The organism is Vibrio sp. VP6, assembly GCF_028823755.1.
GTDB lineage: Bacteria > Pseudomonadota > Gammaproteobacteria > Enterobacterales > Vibrionaceae > Vibrio > Vibrio parahaemolyticus.
This window is the reverse complement of the sequence record NZ_JAPEID010000003.1, coordinates 1-19,018: the sequence shown is the minus strand read 5'-3', so window position 1 is coordinate 19,018 and position 19,018 is coordinate 1. Positions and strand designations below refer to the sequence as shown.

16 protein-coding genes, 1 pseudogene, 1 riboswitch and 1 other annotated feature are annotated in these 19,018 nt (G+C 44.7%); of the genes and pseudogenes, 6 read left to right on the top strand and 11 right to left on the bottom strand.

Annotated features, from left to right (window positions below; translation table 11 throughout):
- Positions 1-19: 19 nt before the first annotated feature.
- Together OU793_RS02575 and cysS are read right to left on the bottom strand one after the other, a co-directional pair.
- Complete coding sequence (locus OU793_RS02575) at positions 20-598, bottom strand: thymidine kinase (protein ID WP_005450744.1); 579 nt, start codon at positions 596-598, stop codon at positions 20-22.
- A gap of 50 nt (positions 599-648) precedes the next feature.
- A pseudogene (cysS, locus tag OU793_RS02570) lies at positions 649-2,022 on the bottom strand (cysteine--tRNA ligase); the annotation flags it as partial.
- Positions 2,023-2,225: 203 nt separating this feature from the next.
- Between cysS and OU793_RS02565 the strand changes: the two are divergent.
- From OU793_RS02565 to OU793_RS02550, 4 genes are all read left to right on the top strand, one after another.
- Entirely contained in the window at positions 2,226-2,720 is a 495-nt protein-coding gene (locus OU793_RS02565) for a peptidylprolyl isomerase (protein ID WP_005478939.1), read from the top strand.
- Positions 2,721-2,780: 60 nt separating this feature from the next.
- Positions 2,781-3,509, top strand: coding sequence for a UDP-2,3-diacylglucosamine diphosphatase (lpxH, locus tag OU793_RS02560; RefSeq protein WP_140103917.1), 729 nt, complete (start codon positions 2,781-2,783; stop codon positions 3,507-3,509).
- Between the two features lie 108 nt (positions 3,510-3,617).
- The gene (locus OU793_RS02555) at positions 3,618-4,832 is read left to right on the top strand and encodes an EAL and HDOD domain-containing protein (RefSeq protein ID WP_017448335.1); all 1,215 of its coding nucleotides are present in this window, start codon (positions 3,618-3,620) and stop codon (positions 4,830-4,832) included.
- Between the two features lie 73 nt (positions 4,833-4,905).
- Positions 4,906-5,409 (top strand): YchJ family protein, encoded by a 504-nt coding sequence (locus OU793_RS02550; protein WP_031791265.1) that lies wholly within the window; start codon positions 4,906-4,908, stop codon positions 5,407-5,409.
- Between the two features lie 67 nt (positions 5,410-5,476).
- Here the strand turns inward: OU793_RS02550 and hisIE are convergent, their stop codons facing one another.
- From hisIE to hisG, 8 genes are all read right to left on the bottom strand, one after another.
- Entirely contained in the window at positions 5,477-6,112 is a 636-nt protein-coding gene (gene hisIE / locus OU793_RS02545; RefSeq protein WP_005460001.1) for a bifunctional phosphoribosyl-AMP cyclohydrolase/phosphoribosyl-ATP diphosphatase HisIE, read from the bottom strand.
- On the bottom strand, positions 6,109-6,882 hold the full coding sequence (gene hisF, locus OU793_RS02540) for an imidazole glycerol phosphate synthase subunit HisF (RefSeq protein ID WP_020840389.1): 774 nt from the start codon (positions 6,880-6,882) through the stop codon (positions 6,109-6,111). The genes hisIE and hisF overlap by 4 nt, the downstream gene beginning before the upstream one ends.
- Complete coding sequence (gene hisA / locus OU793_RS02535; RefSeq protein WP_005495717.1) at positions 6,864-7,601, bottom strand: 1-(5-phosphoribosyl)-5-[(5-phosphoribosylamino)methylideneamino]imidazole-4-carboxamide isomerase; 738 nt, start codon at positions 7,599-7,601, stop codon at positions 6,864-6,866. The genes hisF and hisA overlap by 19 nt, the downstream gene beginning before the upstream one ends.
- 12 nt (positions 7,602-7,613) lie before the next feature.
- Positions 7,614-8,228, bottom strand: a complete 615-nt coding sequence (gene hisH, locus OU793_RS02530) for an imidazole glycerol phosphate synthase subunit HisH (protein ID WP_005460004.1) — start codon at positions 8,226-8,228, stop codon at positions 7,614-7,616.
- Between the two features lie 26 nt (positions 8,229-8,254).
- A complete protein-coding gene (hisB, locus tag OU793_RS02525) occupies positions 8,255-9,328 on the bottom strand; it encodes a bifunctional histidinol-phosphatase/imidazoleglycerol-phosphate dehydratase HisB (protein ID WP_140103918.1) in 1,074 nt (357 codons plus the stop codon).
- Between the two features lie 65 nt (positions 9,329-9,393).
- Positions 9,394-10,434 (bottom strand): histidinol-phosphate transaminase, encoded by a 1,041-nt coding sequence (hisC, locus tag OU793_RS02520; protein ID WP_017448331.1) that lies wholly within the window; start codon positions 10,432-10,434, stop codon positions 9,394-9,396.
- Between the two features lie 15 nt (positions 10,435-10,449).
- Positions 10,450-11,745 carry a histidinol dehydrogenase gene (gene hisD, locus OU793_RS02515; RefSeq protein WP_140103919.1) on the bottom strand — a complete coding sequence of 432 codons (1,296 nt, stop codon included), beginning with the start codon at positions 11,743-11,745 and terminating at the stop codon, positions 10,450-10,452.
- A gap of 5 nt (positions 11,746-11,750) precedes the next feature.
- Positions 11,751-12,647, bottom strand: a complete 897-nt coding sequence (gene hisG, locus OU793_RS02510) for an ATP phosphoribosyltransferase (protein WP_005480403.1) — start codon at positions 12,645-12,647, stop codon at positions 11,751-11,753.
- 54 nt (positions 12,648-12,701) lie between these two features.
- Positions 12,702-12,839, bottom strand: a sequence feature (His leader region).
- Positions 12,840-13,203: 364 nt separating this feature from the next.
- On the opposite strand from hisG, the gene OU793_RS02505 reads away from it, so the two are divergent.
- Positions 13,204-14,157: a sigma-54-dependent Fis family transcriptional regulator gene (locus tag OU793_RS02505; protein WP_021449282.1), complete on the top strand. Its 954-nt coding sequence runs from the start codon at positions 13,204-13,206 to the stop codon at positions 14,155-14,157.
- Positions 14,158-14,333: 176 nt separating this feature from the next.
- Positions 14,334-16,706 (top strand): hypothetical protein, encoded by a 2,373-nt coding sequence (locus tag OU793_RS02500; protein ID WP_140104076.1) that lies wholly within the window; start codon positions 14,334-14,336, stop codon positions 16,704-16,706.
- An 88-nt stretch (positions 16,707-16,794) separates the two neighbouring features.
- Here OU793_RS02500 and tet(35) read toward each other — a convergent pair whose 3' ends face one another.
- The gene (gene tet(35) / locus OU793_RS02495) at positions 16,795-18,396 is read right to left on the bottom strand and encodes a tetracycline efflux Na+/H+ antiporter family transporter Tet(35) (protein WP_005460042.1); all 1,602 of its coding nucleotides are present in this window, start codon (positions 18,394-18,396) and stop codon (positions 16,795-16,797) included.
- A gap of 113 nt (positions 18,397-18,509) precedes the next feature.
- Positions 18,510-18,690: riboswitch (Lysine riboswitch) on the bottom strand.
- Positions 18,691-19,018: the final 328 nt, after the last annotated feature.

Below are 19,018 nucleotides of genomic sequence, written 5' to 3'. Positions count from 1 at the left end.
TGAAGCTGAATGGATAGGTTTATTTACCTAGGGCTTCTTTGTAGTGCTGACGGCAAACCGAGACATAACGGTCGTTGCCACCAATCGCCACTTGGTCACCTTCTTTGATTGCGACTCCGTGTTCGTCGGTGCGGATAACCATGTTTGCTTTTCGGCCACAGTGGCAAATTGTCTTCAACTCAACCAGCTTATCAGCCCAAGATAGTAGGTACTTACTGCCTTCAAAAAGTTCGCCAAGAAAATCGGTACGAAGACCATAGCAAAGTACTGGAATATGCAGCTTATCCACTACCTCTGTAAGTTGGTAAACCTGCTCTTTCGATAGGAACTGACACTCGTCAATAAGAATACAGTGACGTTTTTCGACTTCATGCAGGGCTGCAATCTCTTGGTATAGGTTCGTATCTGGACGGAACAAATGCGCGTCCGATTGTAAACCAATACGAGAACTTACTTTGCCTACACCATAGCGGTCGTCCAACGCCGCAGTGAAAATCACTGGCGTCATACCGCGTTCTTGGTAGTTAAATGAAGATTGAAGAAGAGTTGTCGATTTACCCGCATTCATTGCTGAGTAATAGAAATACATCTGAGCCACAGAGCATTACCTAAAGTTAAAATTTTATTGATGAAATTGGAAAATAAAACACGCCACGTTGTGCCTTCTGGGCCATCCTCAAGGACAATGCCCATTTCCGTCAGCTTATCACGTGCCATGTCAGCGTTTGCCCAATCTTTCGAAGCACGCGAGTCGTTACGCAGTTTGATTAGCGCTTCAATTTCAGCGACTTCACCATCGTTGCCAGCATTACCTTTTAGGAAAGCTTCAGGATCTTGATAAAGAATACCAATCACGTCTGCTAGTTCGCGCATTAGCGCACCAAGTTCACTCGCTTTCTCTACGCTTTCTGTCTTAAGGCGGTTAACTTCGCGCGCCATATCAAACAGAACTGAGTATGCTTCTGGTGTGTTGAAGTCGTCGTTCATCGCCGCAGTAAAGCGAGATACATACTCCTCACCACCCGCAGGTGCTGCATTTAAATCCAGACCACGCAGAGAAGTGTATAGACGCTCAAGAGAAGCGCGTGCTTGGTTTAGGTTATCTTCACTGTAGTTCAATTGGCTACGGTAGTGACCAGACATTAGGAAGTAACGCACGGTTTCAGCATCGTAGTGACCAAGAACGTCACGAATAGTGAAGAAGTTGCCTAAAGATTTAGACATCTTTTCGCGGTCTACCATCACCATGCCACTGTGCATCCAAGTATTTACGTACTTAGTGTCGTGAGCACAGCAAGATTGTGCGATTTCGTTTTCGTGGTGTGGGAACTGTAGATCAGAGCCGCCGCCGTGAATATCGAAATGGTCGCCTAGGATCGTAGAGTTCATTGCTGAACATTCAATGTGCCAACCTGGACGACCTGGGCCCCATGGAGATTCCCATGTTGGCTCGCCTGGTTTCGACATTTTCCAAAGAACGAAGTCTAGTGGACTACGTTTTGCTGTTTCGATATCAACGCGCGCACCAGCTTGAAGCTGATCAAGATCTTGCTTAGAAAGCTTGCCGTATTCGTCAAACTTACCCACTTCAAACATGACGTCGCCGTTGTCTGCAACGTATGCGAAACCGCGTTCGATAAGCTTTTCAACCAATTCGATGATTTCTGCGATAAATTGCGTTGCGCGCGGCTCAACGTCAGGACGCTTCATGTTCAATGCATCAAAGTCTGCGTGCATGTCGCCAATCAAACGTTCTGTAAGTGATTCACAAGATTCGCCGTTTTCTGCTGCACGTTTGATGATTTTGTCATCAATATCTGTGATATTGCGAACAAACGTTAGGTCGTAACCAAGGTAGCGCAGATAACGTGATACTACGTCAAAAGAAACGAAGGTGCGGCCGTGGCCGATGTGACAGAGATCGTAGATGGTTACCCCACAGACATACATGCCAACTTTACCGGCTGTAATTGGTTTGAATTCCTCTTTCTGTCTTGTGAGTGTGTTATATATCTTTAACATGATCTCTATCTATGATTGTGAATGAATACAAGAACGTCGAGTATATCAAGTCCGACCTTATTAGGTAATAGCAATTAACCGATAAAACGATAATCGGCTAAACTTCAAGCACAAAACGAAGAATTTACTCTTCCTGAGTTTTTAATGCGTTATAACTTAGGCTAGAATCTCGGGCTCAACACAACACAGTAAAGGAAAGTAGCATGATCACCCTTCACACTAATTTTGGTGACATCAAGATTCAACTAAACGAAGAGAAAGCGCCAGAGACAAGCGCAAACTTCCTTCAGTACTGCCGCGACGGCTTTTACGACAACACTCTTTTCCACCGTGTTATTGATGGTTTCATGATCCAAGGCGGCGGCATGGAATCAGGTCTACGTGAAAAATCAACACGTGCACCTATCAAGAACGAAGCAAACAACGGCCTAAGCAACAAAGTCGGTACACTTGCTATGGCTCGTACGATGGAACCACATTCTGCAAGCTCTCAGTTCTTCATCAACGTAAACAACAACACTTTCCTAGATTTCCGTAGCGAAAGCCTAGATGGTTGGGGTTACTGTGTATTCGGTGAAGTTGTAGAAGGTATGGACGTTGTAAACAAGATCAAGGGCGTTAGCACTGGCTCTTACGGCATGCACCAAGACGTACCACTAGAAGACGTGGTAATCACTGGTACTACAATCGCAGAGTAATTCTTGCGAATTATTCCCAAGAGATAAGTAATTGGGGAGGCTTCGCCTCCCCTTATTTCTATGACGACATTATTTATATCAGACTTGCACCTTACGCCGTCACGTCCTGACATCACAGAATGTTTCATTACATTCATGCGTACGGAAGCCAAAAATGCCGAAGCTCTTTATGTATTAGGCGATCTTTTCGAGTTTTGGGTCGGTGATGATGACAAAACACCGTTTGCAAACCAAATTCGTACCGAGTTCAAAACGCTCACCGACCAAGGTGTCCCGGTTTTCTTTATTCAAGGCAATCGTGACTTCTTGTTGGGCGAACGCTTTTGTAAAGAGACGGGCATCACTTTGCTTGATGACATTTTCACCATCGACTTGTATGGCACAAAAGCGGTGATTTTACACGGCGATACCCTGTGTATTGATGACGTGGAATATCAGAAATTTCGTAAAACTGTGCATCAACCTTGGTTACAATGGATCTTTAAACGCATCCCATGGTGTTTAAAGAAAAAAATTGTCTCTAAAGTTCAATCAGACATTCGCGACGATAAACAGATGAAGTCTTTAGATATCATGGACGTGAATCAAAGCGAAGTTGAAAAAGTGATGTCTCAGAATTGCGTCAACTTGATGATTCATGGCCACACTCATCGCCCAAATACACATTTTTTTGACGCAAATGGTGCTAAAAACACGCGCATCGTCTTAGGGGACTGGTATACGCAAGGCTCAGTTTTACAAGTGAATTCTGATGGTTTTGAACTGCAAAACCGGCCTTTCAACACATAATTTACGCTAAGCATGTCGAACATGTAGAAGATTCGCATTCAAAGCGTAGATATTTTGTAAAAAATCGCTATTATCATATTACTAAGTTAAACAGAACGAAGTACCTAATTGAAGTATTCTTACGTAGCTCGCCAACCGATTCTAGACAGAGAAAAGCGAACCATAGGTTACGAACTTCTCTTTCGAGACGGCCCCAAAAATACCTTCCCTGAAGTAGAACCTGAGCTTGCTACTAGTCGACTGCTATCTGATCATTTTTTGTCGACGCATTACAACACGTTAGGTAACAAACTCGGTTTTGTTAACTTTCCCCACCAAAGCTTGGTCAACCTTGTTCCGACACTGTTTCCGAAAGATTCTCTGGTCATTGAAGTACTCGAAGATTGTGAGCCTACGCAAGAGCTTCTCGATGCAATAAAACATCTGCACGAATGCGGCTACCGAATTGCACTGGACGACTTTGTACCAACTAAGGCTTGGAAACGCTTTCTTCCGTACGTATCGATGATCAAATTTGATATTCGTTTAGTACCAATTGAAAAAGCGGCAATTTTCATCCAAGCATTGAGCCAGTTTAATATCGATTTTTTGGCTGAAAAAGTCGAAACCTATGAAGAGTTTGAACAAGCGCTTGACGCTGGTTTTAACTACTTTCAAGGTTACTTCTTTAGTAAACCAGAAATGATCCAAAAGAAGCGCCTCAACCCGGCGTTTTTAACCGTCATCCAGTTGTGTAAAGAGATTGCTGATAAGCCCATCGACTTCAATGAAGTGGAGCGTCTGTTCTCTATTGATGTGACGCTTTCCTATAAGTTGCTCACTTACGTTAACTCGGGTTACACGCTCACAACCAAAATCAAATCGTTTAGACAGGCGCTGATTTATCTGGGCGAAGAACGTTTACGACGCTTTATTTCACTGGTTGCGATCGCTTCTGTGCAAGAGGACAAGCCCGATTCACTCTACTCGCTTGCTATTCAACGCGCTCGTATGTGTGAAATTTTGCTTAGCCAAATGAACACCAAGTACGATCCTGGACAAGCCTTTCTGACTGGTATGTTCTCATTACTAGGCTCGCTTCTCGATCAACCTCTGTCGGATGTGATTGAAGACATTCCCGTCGATGAAGACATTAAGCTCGCCCTGACAAGCCGAAAAGGTGTGCTTGGGTATCTCCTTTCTATGTGTATTGCTTACGAACAAGCAGATTGGGAACTGGCTGAAAGATACTGCTCTGTATTGAAGTTAACGGAAACTCAGCTAGCTGATGCATTCAATGAATCGACAGAGTGGGCTCAAGAACTGCTTTCTCAAACACCTTAACTCGCTATAATGCTTCTCTCCCACTCTATTGGGATTATTTGTTTCATCGCTTTACCTAACGAGATTTCATCTTATGGCTTCTTCTTGTCCTTGCGGCGCTAACCGTACCTACCAACAGTGCTGCGAAATTGCGCACAACAATCACGCTGACGTCAAAACACCAGAACAGTTAATGCGCTCTCGCTATAGCGCTCATGTGCTAGGCCTCGTTGACTACGTTGTGAACACATATCACCCAAGTTGCAACGCAGAAGAACAACGTGAAGGTATCGCACAATCGATCGACAGCGATTGGTGCAAACTGGAAGTCGTCAAAGCAGAAGCTGGCAGCCATGAAAATGAAGGCTTTGTTGAGTTCAACGCCTATTTCAATGAAGACAGCCAACGCTACTGCCTGAGCGAGCGTTCACGCTTCGTGAAAGAAGATGGGCTGTGGTATTACATTGATGGCACCTTCCCTGAAGAAGAATCCGAGCAAGATCCGCGACTTAATCAATCCATCAGCAGCTTAAAAGTCGGCCGTAACGATCCATGTATTTGTGGCAGCGGTAAGAAATTTAAAAAGTGCTGTGGATAAAATCGCACTATCAAGAAAAAACAAAGGCTTCCAAATGGAAGCCTTTGTTTTATTTCTTTGATTTGAACTACTTGTGACGCTCTTTAAGCTTATTCACCACATCGTTCATTGATAAACCTTGGTCTTGTAAAAGCACCAACAAGTGATAGATCAAATCTGCAGATTCACACACTAACTCCGCCTTATCGCCCGACGTCGCCGCAAGCGCGACTTCAACGCCTTCTTCGCCCACTTTCTGCGAAATACGTTTGGTACCACGGGCATAAAGGCTGGCGGTATAAGAGGAGTCTGGATCGGCACTCTTGCGGGCAGCCAGTAGCTGCTCAAGTTGATGAAGCCACACCATTTGTGATTCCTCTTGTGCATCGCCGTCCCAACACGTTGTTGTGCCTGTGTGGCAAGTAGGCCCAATCGGATTCACTCGAACCAGCAAAGTATCATTGTCACAATCTAGAGAGATATTCACGAGTTGAAGAACATTGCCAGACGTCTCACCTTTAGTCCATAAACGCTCTTTAGTGCGAGAGAAAAATGTCACCTGACCCGTTTCACCCGTTTTTGCTAGCGCGTCTTGGTTCATGTAACCCATCATAAGCACTTGGCTCGATTGGAAGTCTTGCACGATGGCAGGTACCAAGCCATCCACCTTTTCCCAATTGATTCGCTCCGACAGCGAACTGACTTCGGCGGCTTTAAAACTCATAGTCGTACCTCAATGCCTTGTTGTTTCAAATACTGCTTTAGTTCACCAATATTGATGACTTGCTTGTGGAATACCGAAGCGGCCAGCGCACCATCCACGTTTGCTTTTTGGTATGCTTCTGCAAAGTGCTCCATGGCACCTGCACCACCGGAAGCGATGAGAGGAACTTTACACACTTCGCGTACCATATTGAGCTGTTCAATATCGTAACCGTTACGCACGCCGTCTTGGTTCATCATGTTGAGCACGATTTCACCAGCGCCGCGCTTTTGCACTTCTTGTACCCAATCGCGCGTTTCCCACTTCGTCGCCTTTGTACGTTCTTCGTCGCCAGTAAACTGGTAAACCTGATATTTACCAGTATCTTTGTCGTAGTAGGAATCGATACCAACTACGATACACTGAACGCCAAATTTATCTGCTAAATCAGTAATAAGCTGCGGGTTAGCCAACGCAGGCGAGTTGATAGAGACTTTGTCTGCACCAAACTCCAGAATACGTGCAGCATCCTCTGCGGATTTAATACCACCAGCCACACAAAAAGGAATGTCGATCACTTCCGCGACACGAGCTACCCAACTTTTATCAACTACACGACCATCGCTTGATGCAGTGATGTCGTAAAACACCAGCTCGTCAGCGCCTTCTTCAGCGTAGCGTTTAGCGAGAGGAACAATGTCGCCGATGATCTCGTGGTTGCGAAACTGAACGCCCTTCACCACTTGTCCATCACGAACATCAAGACATGGAATTATTCGCTTTGCCAGCATGCAAATGCCTCCTCTGCTGTGAACTTACCATCTAACAACGCGCGACCAACAATCACTCCTGCCACACCGCTGCCTTTTAGCGCTTCGATATCTGCTAGCGAACCGATGCCGCCTGAAGATTGGAACTGCACTTGTGGGTACTGTTTACATAGGTCGACGTAAAGCTCTACGTTTGAGCCCTCTAGCGTACCGTCACGAGAAATGTCAGTACACAGCACGTGCTGTAGACCTACCGTTAGGTAATCGTTGATCAGAGCTTCAATAGTCACGCCTGAATCTTCTTGCCAACCAGAGATCGCCACTTTACGTGTGCCGTCTTGGTCGATGTTGATGTCCAACGCGAGAACGATTTTCTCTGCGCCGTATTTTTCCATCCAACCTTTGACTAACTCAGGCTGTTTTACTGCGGTTGAACCAACCACAACGCGCTGTGCACCCGCTTCTAATAAGTCCACAACGTCTTGTTCGGTACGCACACCGCCACCGATTTGGATGTTCGCAGGCGTGCTTGCTAATAGCTTTGCAATCAAATCAAGTTGGCGCGCAGATGTATCTTTCGCGCCCGTCAGATCCACCAAGTGCAGCCAGTTAGCCCCTGCTTGGTGATACAAGTTGAACTGCTCTGCTGGGTCAACTTTATATTCGGTTACTTGGCCGTAATCACCTTGATATAGGCGAACTACCTGTCCTTCAATTAAATCAAGAGCTGGAATAATCACACTAAATCCCTTTTATAATTCTAAGAAGTTTTGAATAAGCTTCGCGCCCGCCTTTGAAGAACGCTCTGGGTGGAATTGCACACCATAATAGTTACCACTTTGAACCGCAGCAGTGAATGGATTTCCGTAATCACATTCGGCAATGGTGTAGTCTCCAACAGGCATCGCAAAGCTGTGCACAAAATAGAAGTACTCACCCTCTTCAATGTCTTTGAACAACGGATTGCCTGCTTTTGCAGAAACGGTATTCCACCCCATGTGTGGCAGTGGCAAATCGCCAGTTTGTAGCAGCTTCACTTCGCCATCACAAAGTCCAAGACACTCAACCAATTCATCTGCTTTTTGGCCTTTCTCTTGAGAAAACTTACCCAATAACTGCATACCTAAACAGATACCGAGCAATGGCTTTTCAACTTGCTTAACGAGATTGATAAGATCACGCTCTTCAAGGTTTTTCATCGCTTCGCTTGCTGTACCCACACCAGGTAGAAACAACTTGTCTGCTGACAACACCACTTGAGGATCTTTTGAAATCGTTACGTCATAGCCTAAGCGTTCAATGGCAAACTTCACCGAAGAAACGTTGGCACAGCCCGTATCGATAATGACAACTTTTTGTTCTGTCACTGTTTTTCTCCTTGCTCACGTGAGCCTTAAAGCACGCCTTTGCTGCTTGGCAGCTCCGTACCTTCCACCTTGATTGCTTGGCGTAACGTTCGACCAAACGCTTTGAATAGGCTCTCAATGATGTGGTGATCATTATCGCCAGCAGAAGAAAGGTGCAGCGTACACGCTAGTGTGTCAGTTAAAGAACGGAAGAAGTGAACCACCATCTCTGTCGACAAGTCTCCAACTTGATCACGGCTAAATTTCGCGTCAAATTTCAGGTAAGGACGACCAGACAAATCCAACGCACATTGCGCCAAGCACTCATCCATCGGCAGGCTGAAACCAAAGCGACCAATGCCGCGCTTATCGCCCAACGCCTCTTTTAATGCCTGACCAAGGGCTAATGCGGTATCTTCAATCGTGTGGTGATCATCAATGTGTAAATCACCGTCGACTTTGCACACCATTTGGAAACCACCGTGAGTGGCAATTTGATCCAGCATGTGGTCAAAGAAACCAAGACCTGTTGAGATATCATTGCCGCCTTGCTCATCCAGATTAACGGCAACTTTAATGTCGGTTTCTTTAGTAGTACGAATCACTTCGGCAACCCGTGCTTTTACCGTTAGATCTTTCAAGATCTGCTTCCAACCCATGGTTTCTTGATTGTATTGAATGCCGCGAATCGCCATGTTTTCCGCCAATTGCAGATCCGTTTGACGGTCACCAATCACGACAGAATTTTGGAAATCCACTTTACCGCCTTGAAGATACTCTTTCACCATGCCTAATTTAGGCTTACGGCAAGAGCAGTTGTCTTCTTCAAAATGCGGACAAATCAGCACATCATCGAACTTCACACCTTGAGACTCGAAGATCTCCATCATCATGTTGTGTGGCGCATCGAAGTCTTCTTGAGGGTAGCTGTCTGTGCCCAGACCATCTTGGTTTGTCACCATCACTAGACGGTATCCCGCATCCTGCAACGACAACAGGCTTGGAATAACGAACGGTTCTAGTTTTAACTTATCCAAGCGGTCAACTTGGAAATCAATCGGTGGCTCGACAATCAGCGTGCCATCTCGGTCGATAAATAGGATTTTTTGTTGCTTGCTCACTCGAACTTCCTTATTACTAATCTTGTTTCGTTCTCGGCATGAACCGAGAACGTTGAGAATTCTATTTATGAATAGTAGTTTCTAATGAAACCCAGTGTCTTTTCACACTCGTCGCGGTTACCAACGCTGATACGCACGCAGTTTTCAATTGGTGAGTTACGTAGAATGATTCCGGTATCCCAAGCAGCTTTAAACAGCGCATCACCATCTGGGAATTTAACCAATAGATAATTGCCCCACCCTTCGAAAACTTGCAATCCTGGAATCATCGACAAACCAACCTGCAGATAAGCGCGGTTTGCATTAAGGTCGAGGACTTGGAATTTCGCTCGAGCCAAACCTGCTTCTGACAAGGCTTGAACCGCAATTTCAGCAACAGGCACTGGTACTGGGTACGGCGCGATGACTTTAAGTAGGACGTTGATTAGCTCCTCGTTTGCAAGCGTGAAACCACAACGTAAGCCTGCAAGCGCGAACGCTTTTGATAACGTACGTAGAATCGCGAGATTTGGATATTGAGATAACAAATCCACCGTTGACGCCTCAGGGCAAAAATCGATGTACGCTTCATCCATGACCACGATTGCTCGGTCTTTTGTCATCTCAAGCAGAGAGACAATATCTTCACGCTTAACGAGGTTACCGGTTGGGTTGTTTGGCGAACAAACAAAAACCAGCTTGACGTTATCGAGATTGGATTCGATGCCAGCAAGGTCAAGTTGCCAATCCGATGTTAGCGGTACAGTCTTACGTTCAACACCAATGGTTTCAGCACTGATTGCGTACATACCGTAAGTCGGCGGACAGTACAAAATCGCGTCTTGTCCTGGCTCACAGAAAGCGCGAACTAACAGCTCAATACCTTCGTCAGCGCCACGAGAAGTAAGCGTCTGTTCTGGCTTTACGCCCGCGTAGGCAGCGTAAGCAGAAATAAGCGCTTTTGGCTGGCATTCGCTGTAGCGGTTTAGGCGAGCAAAATCCGTTTTGTACTCATTATTAAATGGAGATTCATTGGCGTTGAGCCAAACGTCACCCGTGCCGCCAATTCGGCGAGCAGATAAATACGGGGTTAATTCTTGAACTTGTTTGCGTGCTAGCTTTTCCATCTCTTTACTCTCTTATTATCTATTTTTGTTCAGCTTTTCTACTCGGATGGTGACTGCACGTTTGTGAGCGTCGAGACCTTCCGCCTCCGCCATCGTAACCACAGTCGGAGCGAGATTCTGTAAACCTTCAGCCGATAACTCTTGCACTGTCATTCGTTTAGAAAAGTCGGCAAGGCCAAGGCTTGAGTAAGTACGAGTATACCCGTAAGTTGGAAGCACGTGGTTAGTTCCCGACGCATAATCACCTGCAGATTCAGGAGACCAATCGCCAAGAAAGATTGAGCCCGCATTATCTAGTAGTGGAAGTAGCTCACGAGGGTTCTTCGTTTGCACAATTAAGTGCTCAGGGCCGTAGTAGTTAGAAATAGAAACCGCTTGTGTGATTGACTCAGAAATAATAATCAGACTTGAAGCCAACGCCTTCTGCGCGATGTCTGCTCGAGACAAGGCTTTTAGTTGACGCTGAACAGCATCCGTTACTTGATCCGCGACAATTGGTGATGGTGTCACAAGAACCACCTGTGAGTCAGGGCCGTGCTCTGCTTGGCTTAACAAGTCTGCTGCGATGAAGTCTGGATCTGCGGTTTCGTCTGCAATCACAAGAACTTCAGAAGGGCCAGCCGGCATGTCAATCGCAGCACCACGGAAGTCATTGCTTACTTGACGTTTTGCCTCCGTCACATAGGCGTTACCCGGACCAAAAATTTTATCGACTTTAGAGACGCTTTTCGTACCGTAAGCCATTGCAGCGACCGCCTGTCCACCACCGACATTGTAAACTTCATCAATGCCGCACAACTTGGCAACGTACAAAATTTCATCTGCAATCGGTGGAGGAGAACAAAGCACCACTTTACGACAACCAGCGATTTTTGCAGGCACGCCCAGCATCAATACCGTCGATGGCAATGGCGCGCTACCACCAGGAATATACAACCCTACTTTTTGAATGGGACGTGTCACTTGCTCACACATCACACCAGGTTGTGTCTCCACTTTAATTGGTTGTGGCTTTTGCGCTTTATGAAATTTAGCAATGTTGCTGTAAGCCTGCTCCAGTGCTTGTTTCATTTCCGCAGAAAGGCGCTCTGAAGCCGCATTAATTTCTTTGGATGGAACTCGGATTGATTCCGGTTTTACACGGTCAAACTTTTCTGTAAGTTCTAATAGCGCTGCGTCACCTTGAGTACGCACCTTTGCGATCACATCCGCAACTGCAGCGGTAATATTCGCGCCTTCCGCAATGGCAGGACGCTCTAAAATTGCATCTTGTTGCTCTTCACTCAGTGATTGCCATACAACAGTTCTCATTGCCGTTACTCCATCATTTTTTCAATTGGTAGCACTAGAATTGAGCTCGCACCCAGTTCTTTTAGCTGTTCCATGGTTTCCCAGAACAAGTTCTCTGTACTCACCAAATGAACGGCAACTTTCTGTTTGTCTGCTGATAATGGTAAAACGGTTGGATCTTCTGCGCCCGGGAGTAATGCTTTAATTTGCTCCAACTTTCCAGCTGGTGCGTGCAGCATGATGTATTTTGATTCTTTTGCCTGTTGAACGCCTTGCATGCGAGTTAGCAATTTATTGATCAACTCTGCTTTGTCTGCGTCGAACTCACCAATGCGTTGGATAAGCGTCGCTTTGGATCTGAAGATGACTTCGGCTTCTTTCAGGCCGTTTGCTTCTAATGTTGCACCTGTAGAAACCAAATCTGCAATCGCATCCGCTAAGCCCGCTCGTGGCGCAACTTCCACAGAACCAGTGAGCATACAAGTTGAGAATGGCACGCCGGCTTCATCCATGTACGCTTTAAGAAGTTGAGGGTAAGTCGTTGCGATGCGTTTGCCTGCGAGATCTTGTGGACCGTTGTATTCTTCATCTTTATCGATGGCGATGGACAAACGGCAGCCACCAAAATCCAGTCGACGAAGTTGAACAAACTCACATGGCTCACCCAAAGCTTTGCGATCAAGACGAACTTCTTCTAGTTCGTTTTCTCCGATGAAACCAAGGTCAACCACGCCATCCATGATCAAGCCAGGGATGTCGTCGTCACGAACCAAAAGCAAGTCAATTGGCATGTTCTCTGAGTGAACAACAAGACGCTCACCCATTACGTTAAATTTCACGCCGCATTGCTTTAGTAGAGCTTGGCTCTCTTTGCTAAGACGACCTTTTTTCTGAATTGCAATTCTTAAGCGTTGTGTTTGCATTGCTTTATCCCTGTGCAAGATTTTGATATCTAAGTAATTTTTAAACCAGTAAAACTAAAAAACCCTCGAGAGATTGGCGTCTCCCGAGGGTTTAAAATCTGTTCTTACTTTGATTTTCACCTCCGGGAGTTTCCTGCCTCCCGGGTATGCGTACATCTCCCGAAAGACTAGGCTGGGTGATGATGGTGATGAATGTTCATTACAAAATTACGCATACTTATTTAAGACTTTAGTTAGTTGCTTCGTTAGTAACCACACTAACCAAGGATTCTTAATTTTTCAATACCGAAATTGAACTTTTCTTAACTATTTTTTCAAGTCTATGTTTTTTAAATGTTTATTTTTAGTTTCATTGCGATAGAGTGCAAGAAATGAAGTTGCTATACAACGATTTTCCTAGCAAAAAAAGTCCCTAGTATAAATTTTCTCCGAAACAAACATTTAGACTTTACCACCCACAGTAATTAACAAACTTCTCAATAAAGAGACATTCACTCACGATTGAGACGGCTAATTCAAAACTATTATTTCAGTGGGGCAAAAATAGTGATTAATGATGAAACTGCGAAAAGGTAGTACCAAACCAACGGTGCAATTCAGCGAGGCGGAGCTATATCCTCTGATTGGGAATAGCGCTTGTATCCACGAGCTTCGAAATGCCATTAAAAAGTACGCGCAATGTGACGCGGAAGTACTCATACAAGGTGAAACTGGTGTGGGTAAAGGGTTATGTGCTCGATTGATCCATCAGTTATCTAGTCGACGCTCATCACCCTTTGTAGAGGTTAACTGCGGTGCGATTCCAAGTGGCTTGATTGCTTCCGAACTTTTTGGCCACGAAAAAGGTGCATTTACAGGTGCCATTTCTGACCGGATTGGTTTTATTCAAAAAGCACACAAAGGCACTTTATTTCTCGATGAGATTGGAGATATGCCTTCGGATCTTCAAATACATCTCCTTCACTTTTTAGAAAGCAAACAAATACACAAAGTAGGTGCGGATAAATTTATCGATGTTGATTGTCGTGTGATTGCCGCCAGCCACGTGGATTTAAAAAGCGAAGTCGTACAAGGAGAATTTAGGGAGGATCTATTTTATCGACTCAATATATTACCGCTGACCATTCCTCCACTTCGAAAAAGAGGCAAAGACATTTTGATGCTGTCTGAGCACTTTTTAACCGATTTATCTCATGGTCAAGTACACAACATGTCCGAAGAAGTGAAAGCAAAACTGCTTAAACATCGTTGGCCTGGAAATGTACGTGAGCTGCGTAATGTGATTCAGCGAGCAATTGTCATGTGTGAAGACAATACCCTACTCGTTGCTGATTTAGGGCTTGAGAACAGTGAAAGGCAATTACTCCCTTCTGTTGATCAAATTGACCTCGACTATTTGTTACAGGCCATCGAAGAAAATAAACACAATATGAGCGCAGCCGCACGCCATCTAGGTATTTCTAGAACAACACTTTATCGGCTGATTAAGAAGTACAATATCAACATCTGACAATGTGTACATGTGTAACGCAACACAGTGTAACAACGAAATCACGGCATATCATTTACTTAGCTTTTTCATATAAAACACGTCATGTAAGGCTCTTATAAATCAATAAGTTAAAACAGGCATACTCTTTGCCTTTGTATCCTGTGTCGTCACTCATGATGACACAGGAGCAAAAAATGAATATCAACAGGTTTTTATCCAAATTAAGGACAACAACTCTTGCGATATCTTCGTTAGCTATCATGTTTGCTGTACCAGCTTTCGCTAGATTAGATGGTGCAATATTCACGACGACACCTGCTGGTGATATCGTCAATGAAAATGTCCGCTACGAGTCTAAACAAGAAGTATTTTTAGATGGAGGCCCAGGGCCTAACGCACCAAGGACAGCCGCAGCACTGCCTGCTGGTTTGTATTATTTTCAAGTTACCGATCCATCAGGTAAATGTTTGTTATCAAGTACTTTAGATAGCGCAGACACCAACGGTGGTACCTGCTATCAAGATGTAAAAATCAAAGGCAAGAACGCTAGAAACACCGAAGAGTTTTACGCAGAACCATTAGCCTGTCGTCTTTTCTATTTCGACGGTGAAGGTGGTGTGACATATATGAATGACGTCGTCACCATCACTAAAGAAGTTAAAGTTCGCGGCAAAATGGTCACCCAATCGATAGACATAGAATGTCGACATCAATTGGGAAGTGAGTATTTAGATGTCGACCCTACTTCTCTGCCTGATGGAGAAACCATACAGCTATTTCCATTTGCCAACACACCTAACTCCGGTGGGGTTTACAAAGCTTGGGTATCCACAGCAGCGAGCGTAGAAGCCGCTTGTGAAGGTACTGACCTGTATGGCGAAGAAACTGGTGAAAACTGTGCAGGGTTCTTTGGGTTTATCCCTCGATTCTCGAAAACAGATAACTTCAAAGCGAAGACTGCGGAGCCAGAACCGCCAAACTTTGATATTGCTTTTCGTGCGTTCCACGACAGAAACCTGAACTGCCAATATGATCCTATCATCGATGAAGTTATTCCTAATTGGGAGTTCGGTATTCGTGACTTAGCGATGGAAATGGATGGTATGCGTAATACTAAACTTTCCAATGATTCTCCTGACGAGCCAATTACGTTTAGTGTTTTTGGGGTTGAAGACCATCAATGGAGCTTAGACCAATTCATGTGGTGGGCGAAAAAAGTTGGCTTTACCGCAATGAACACCCCATTCACTCACTTCACAACCTTCGCAGATTTAAGAGACTTTGCACCGACGTTCGAAGATGGCGATCTGCATATAGGCTTTGCAAACGCTCTAGCATGTCAAACCAACTTCGACGAAACCATCAAACGTTCTGCTGGTGAGGACACAGATGAAGCCAGCGGCAATGAGGAGAATGACGTTGGTTTCATGCCTAGTGCTTGGGCTCAACCAACCTTTAGTGATGATCCCGTGTTAACCATCCGTTTTGGTTCTATCGGTATTGCCAATCTTAAAGTGTGTAAATCGTTCGATATGAACGGTAACGGTATTCATGATGAAGGCGAAGGCTTGATTCCGAATTGGCCGGTCAACCTTTACATACCTGACAGTGTACCCGTTCCTAAACCATTCAACTCTGAGTATCCAGAAAATGGTGAATTCTTAGTGATAGAACAACTTCTTCTTGATGCCGGTGTTCTTCCAGAAGGCGAGAATTTAGCGGAAGTTGATGCCAATGGTTACGTACAGCGGATGACAGGAGAGGATGGCTGTGCCACATTCTTCGTTCTCGTTCCAAATGTTCGCGGTGAAGATCCCGCGCCTTATGAAGTGAGCGAAAGCCTTTCTGCTGCATGGAACAATACCAGTGATCACACCATTTCGTTCGACGTAAAATCTGTCATGAAAATGGAAAATGGCGTCCCTCTCATTATCGGTGAAGTATACAACCGCAGTGACGCACTTGATGGTAATGAAGTGCACTTCAATAACATTTGTGAAATCACCGCAGACTTTGACACCAAAGGTTACTGGCACAACAAAAATGGCTTAAGTGAACTAACTGAAGCCGACAGAGTATATGTGAATGGTTTAGCCCCTTACGCCTCTCCAAGTAACTACTTTGGAGCTGGTGACGAGCCATTTGACGGTAAATTTACTGGTGGAGAGCCAGTTGAAGCAGCATTTAGCGGCGATTCTGCTATTTGGATGGCCGGGACTTGGCAATCCGAAGTGTCACAATTCTTGGTCGATAGCAATGGCAACGCGGACCTTAACGAGCATAAAGAGCAGCTAGCTCAGCAACTACTCGCATTTATCTTTAACACTCGACATCGCCCAACCTCTGAGGGTTTAACCCAAACTACCGTTATTTGGTTTGGCGATCAGTGGATGTCTATTGGAGATATCATTAGTAACGCGGTCAGCGCTTGGGAAGGTTCAGACATCAATCAAATTGATCAGATCAAGACGGTTTTGGATGGTTTGAATAACAACGATGATGTTCCAATTCTGCCATCGTCGTATGAAGACTGTCCAACACCTGACTTCACACAGCCAGAATCTTAAAGGTTATCCCCAAAAACGCGATTGCCCCCCTCACCTAAATCGCGTTAAAAAAAACGGAGCTTCCTCTTTTCAACAAATCATATTGCCATTAAGCGCTCTGACATGATGCTATTTTCGATTTCGACAACCATGATAGAACAGCACAGACGATAACGAATGTAATCGACGCTGCAATGAAAGAGAACGCGATTGACGTTGTCATACCAAGTGCAATAAAGCCGACACATGAAACCAAAGCAACAGACAGCGCATAAGGTAACTGAGTTGATACGTGGTCAATGTGATTACAACGAGCGCCTGTCGAAGACAAAATAGTCGTGTCCGAGATTGGTGAACAGTGGTCACCGAATACTGCACCGGCCAAAACTGCACTTAGCATAGGAAGCATTAGTGCGATGTCAGTTGCACCCGCCATATCACCAGCGATTGGTAACATGATACCGAATGTACCCCATGAAGTACCGGTTGAGAACGCCATTAGACCCGACAACAAGAACAGGATTACAGGTAACCAATGCGGATTAATGTTACCTTGAGCCATAGTCGATAGGTACGAACCCGTCTTCATGTCACCGATAACAGAACCGATTGTCCACGCAAACACAAGGATAAGAATCGCACCAAACATCGATTTAGCACCAATCCACAGTGTGCGAGTAATCTCAGTCAGTGGTAGACCTTGTTTTAGAACAGTAAACAGAGCAACGGCCAAACCAAGTAAGCTACCGTAAATCAGAGACGTACCCACATCGGTATTCTCGAATGCACCTAACAATGCAAACTCTTTACCGTCAGCAGCCAACGCTTGACCACCGGTGTACATCATCGAAGCAATTGTCGCGACGATAAGCGTAACAATCGGTAGGATTAAGTCAGAGACTTTACCTTTTTCACTCTCACGAATGTCCAACTCTTCGTTGAGCTCATGCGCTTCTTGAGTGTCGTTCTCTTTGTCTTTGTCAAAACCACGACCTTGAGACGCTGCAATTTCATGCTCGCGCATCTTACCGATATCCAGACCAAACCACGCTACTGCAAACACCATTAACAGCGCAAATACAGCGTAGAAGTTCATTGGGATAAGACGCACATACGCCCCAAGCGCTGAATACTCAGTAATACCGTGTGATACTAAAATACCGCCGATGATAGTAATGATGTAAGCACCCCAACTAGAAGCTGGCATGATGACACACATAGGTGCAGCGGTTGAATCTAGGATGTAAGCCAGTTTCGCACGAGATACATAGAAGCGATCCGTTACTGGGCGTGAAATCGCACCTACAGCAAGACTGTTAAAGTAATCGTCGACAAAAATGAATACGCCTAAAAAGGCTGCAAGAAGTTTAGAGCCGCGTTTACTTTTCACACGAGACTGTGCCCATTCAGCGAATGCGCGAGTACCGCCAGAAAGTGTCAATAGAGCCGTTGTCATGCCTAATAGAATTAGGAAACCAACAATGCTCATGTTCCAAGTGTTAATTCCACCATCTTCAATGAAGACAGAAGACACTTGAGTACCTACATAGCTTGCAGTACCACCAATTGACCAGCTGTTAAGTAGAACCGCACCAAGCGCGATACCTACACCAAGAGAAACTAATACACGTCGAGTCAGAATCGCCAATGTCAGAGCAACAATAGGAGGCAATAATGAAACAGGAGAATGAGAAAAATCTATTAAATTCATGATCTTCAAAAACCAAAGTTTGGCTAGAGATCTACTGCAGACAAGTCACGCCTTCTTTATAAGAAACGTGCTCATGTTGAACTTAGCGACAGGGAAGCGAACACTCCACCCAACCCTACAGTAGCGCTCCATAGTTTAATGTAAATATACTATGGCAGTGTTGTTCCTTTCAGATACAACCCCAGCAAGGCGTTTTGATATACGACTTACTTCGGCAATCTTCGCCTTCCACTATTATTCATTGGCATCACCCCAATAATAGCTACTCTTCGAGACTGCGCCTCTACGGCAACAACAAACAATTAACCGTTAATTGTACAAATTAACAACAAATTGTCTGCAATATTGCATCAGGTAGCAGCCATTGTACTTATGATGAGAACCAATGCAACACATCAAACTAAATTAAACTAATAAATAATCGCCAACCCAATTTATAAACGTCGAACAAACAAATTGAGTATTGTGCAACTGAAATCACGTTAATTGGGTTGTTTATGAAACTTTATTACTACCATAAAAATATCATGGATTATCTAATATCGATAATTTAAAGAAATATGAATAACAAATACCGGCTTTGTTGCGTAATTCAGACGAGAAACCAAACCTCCTAAAGTTG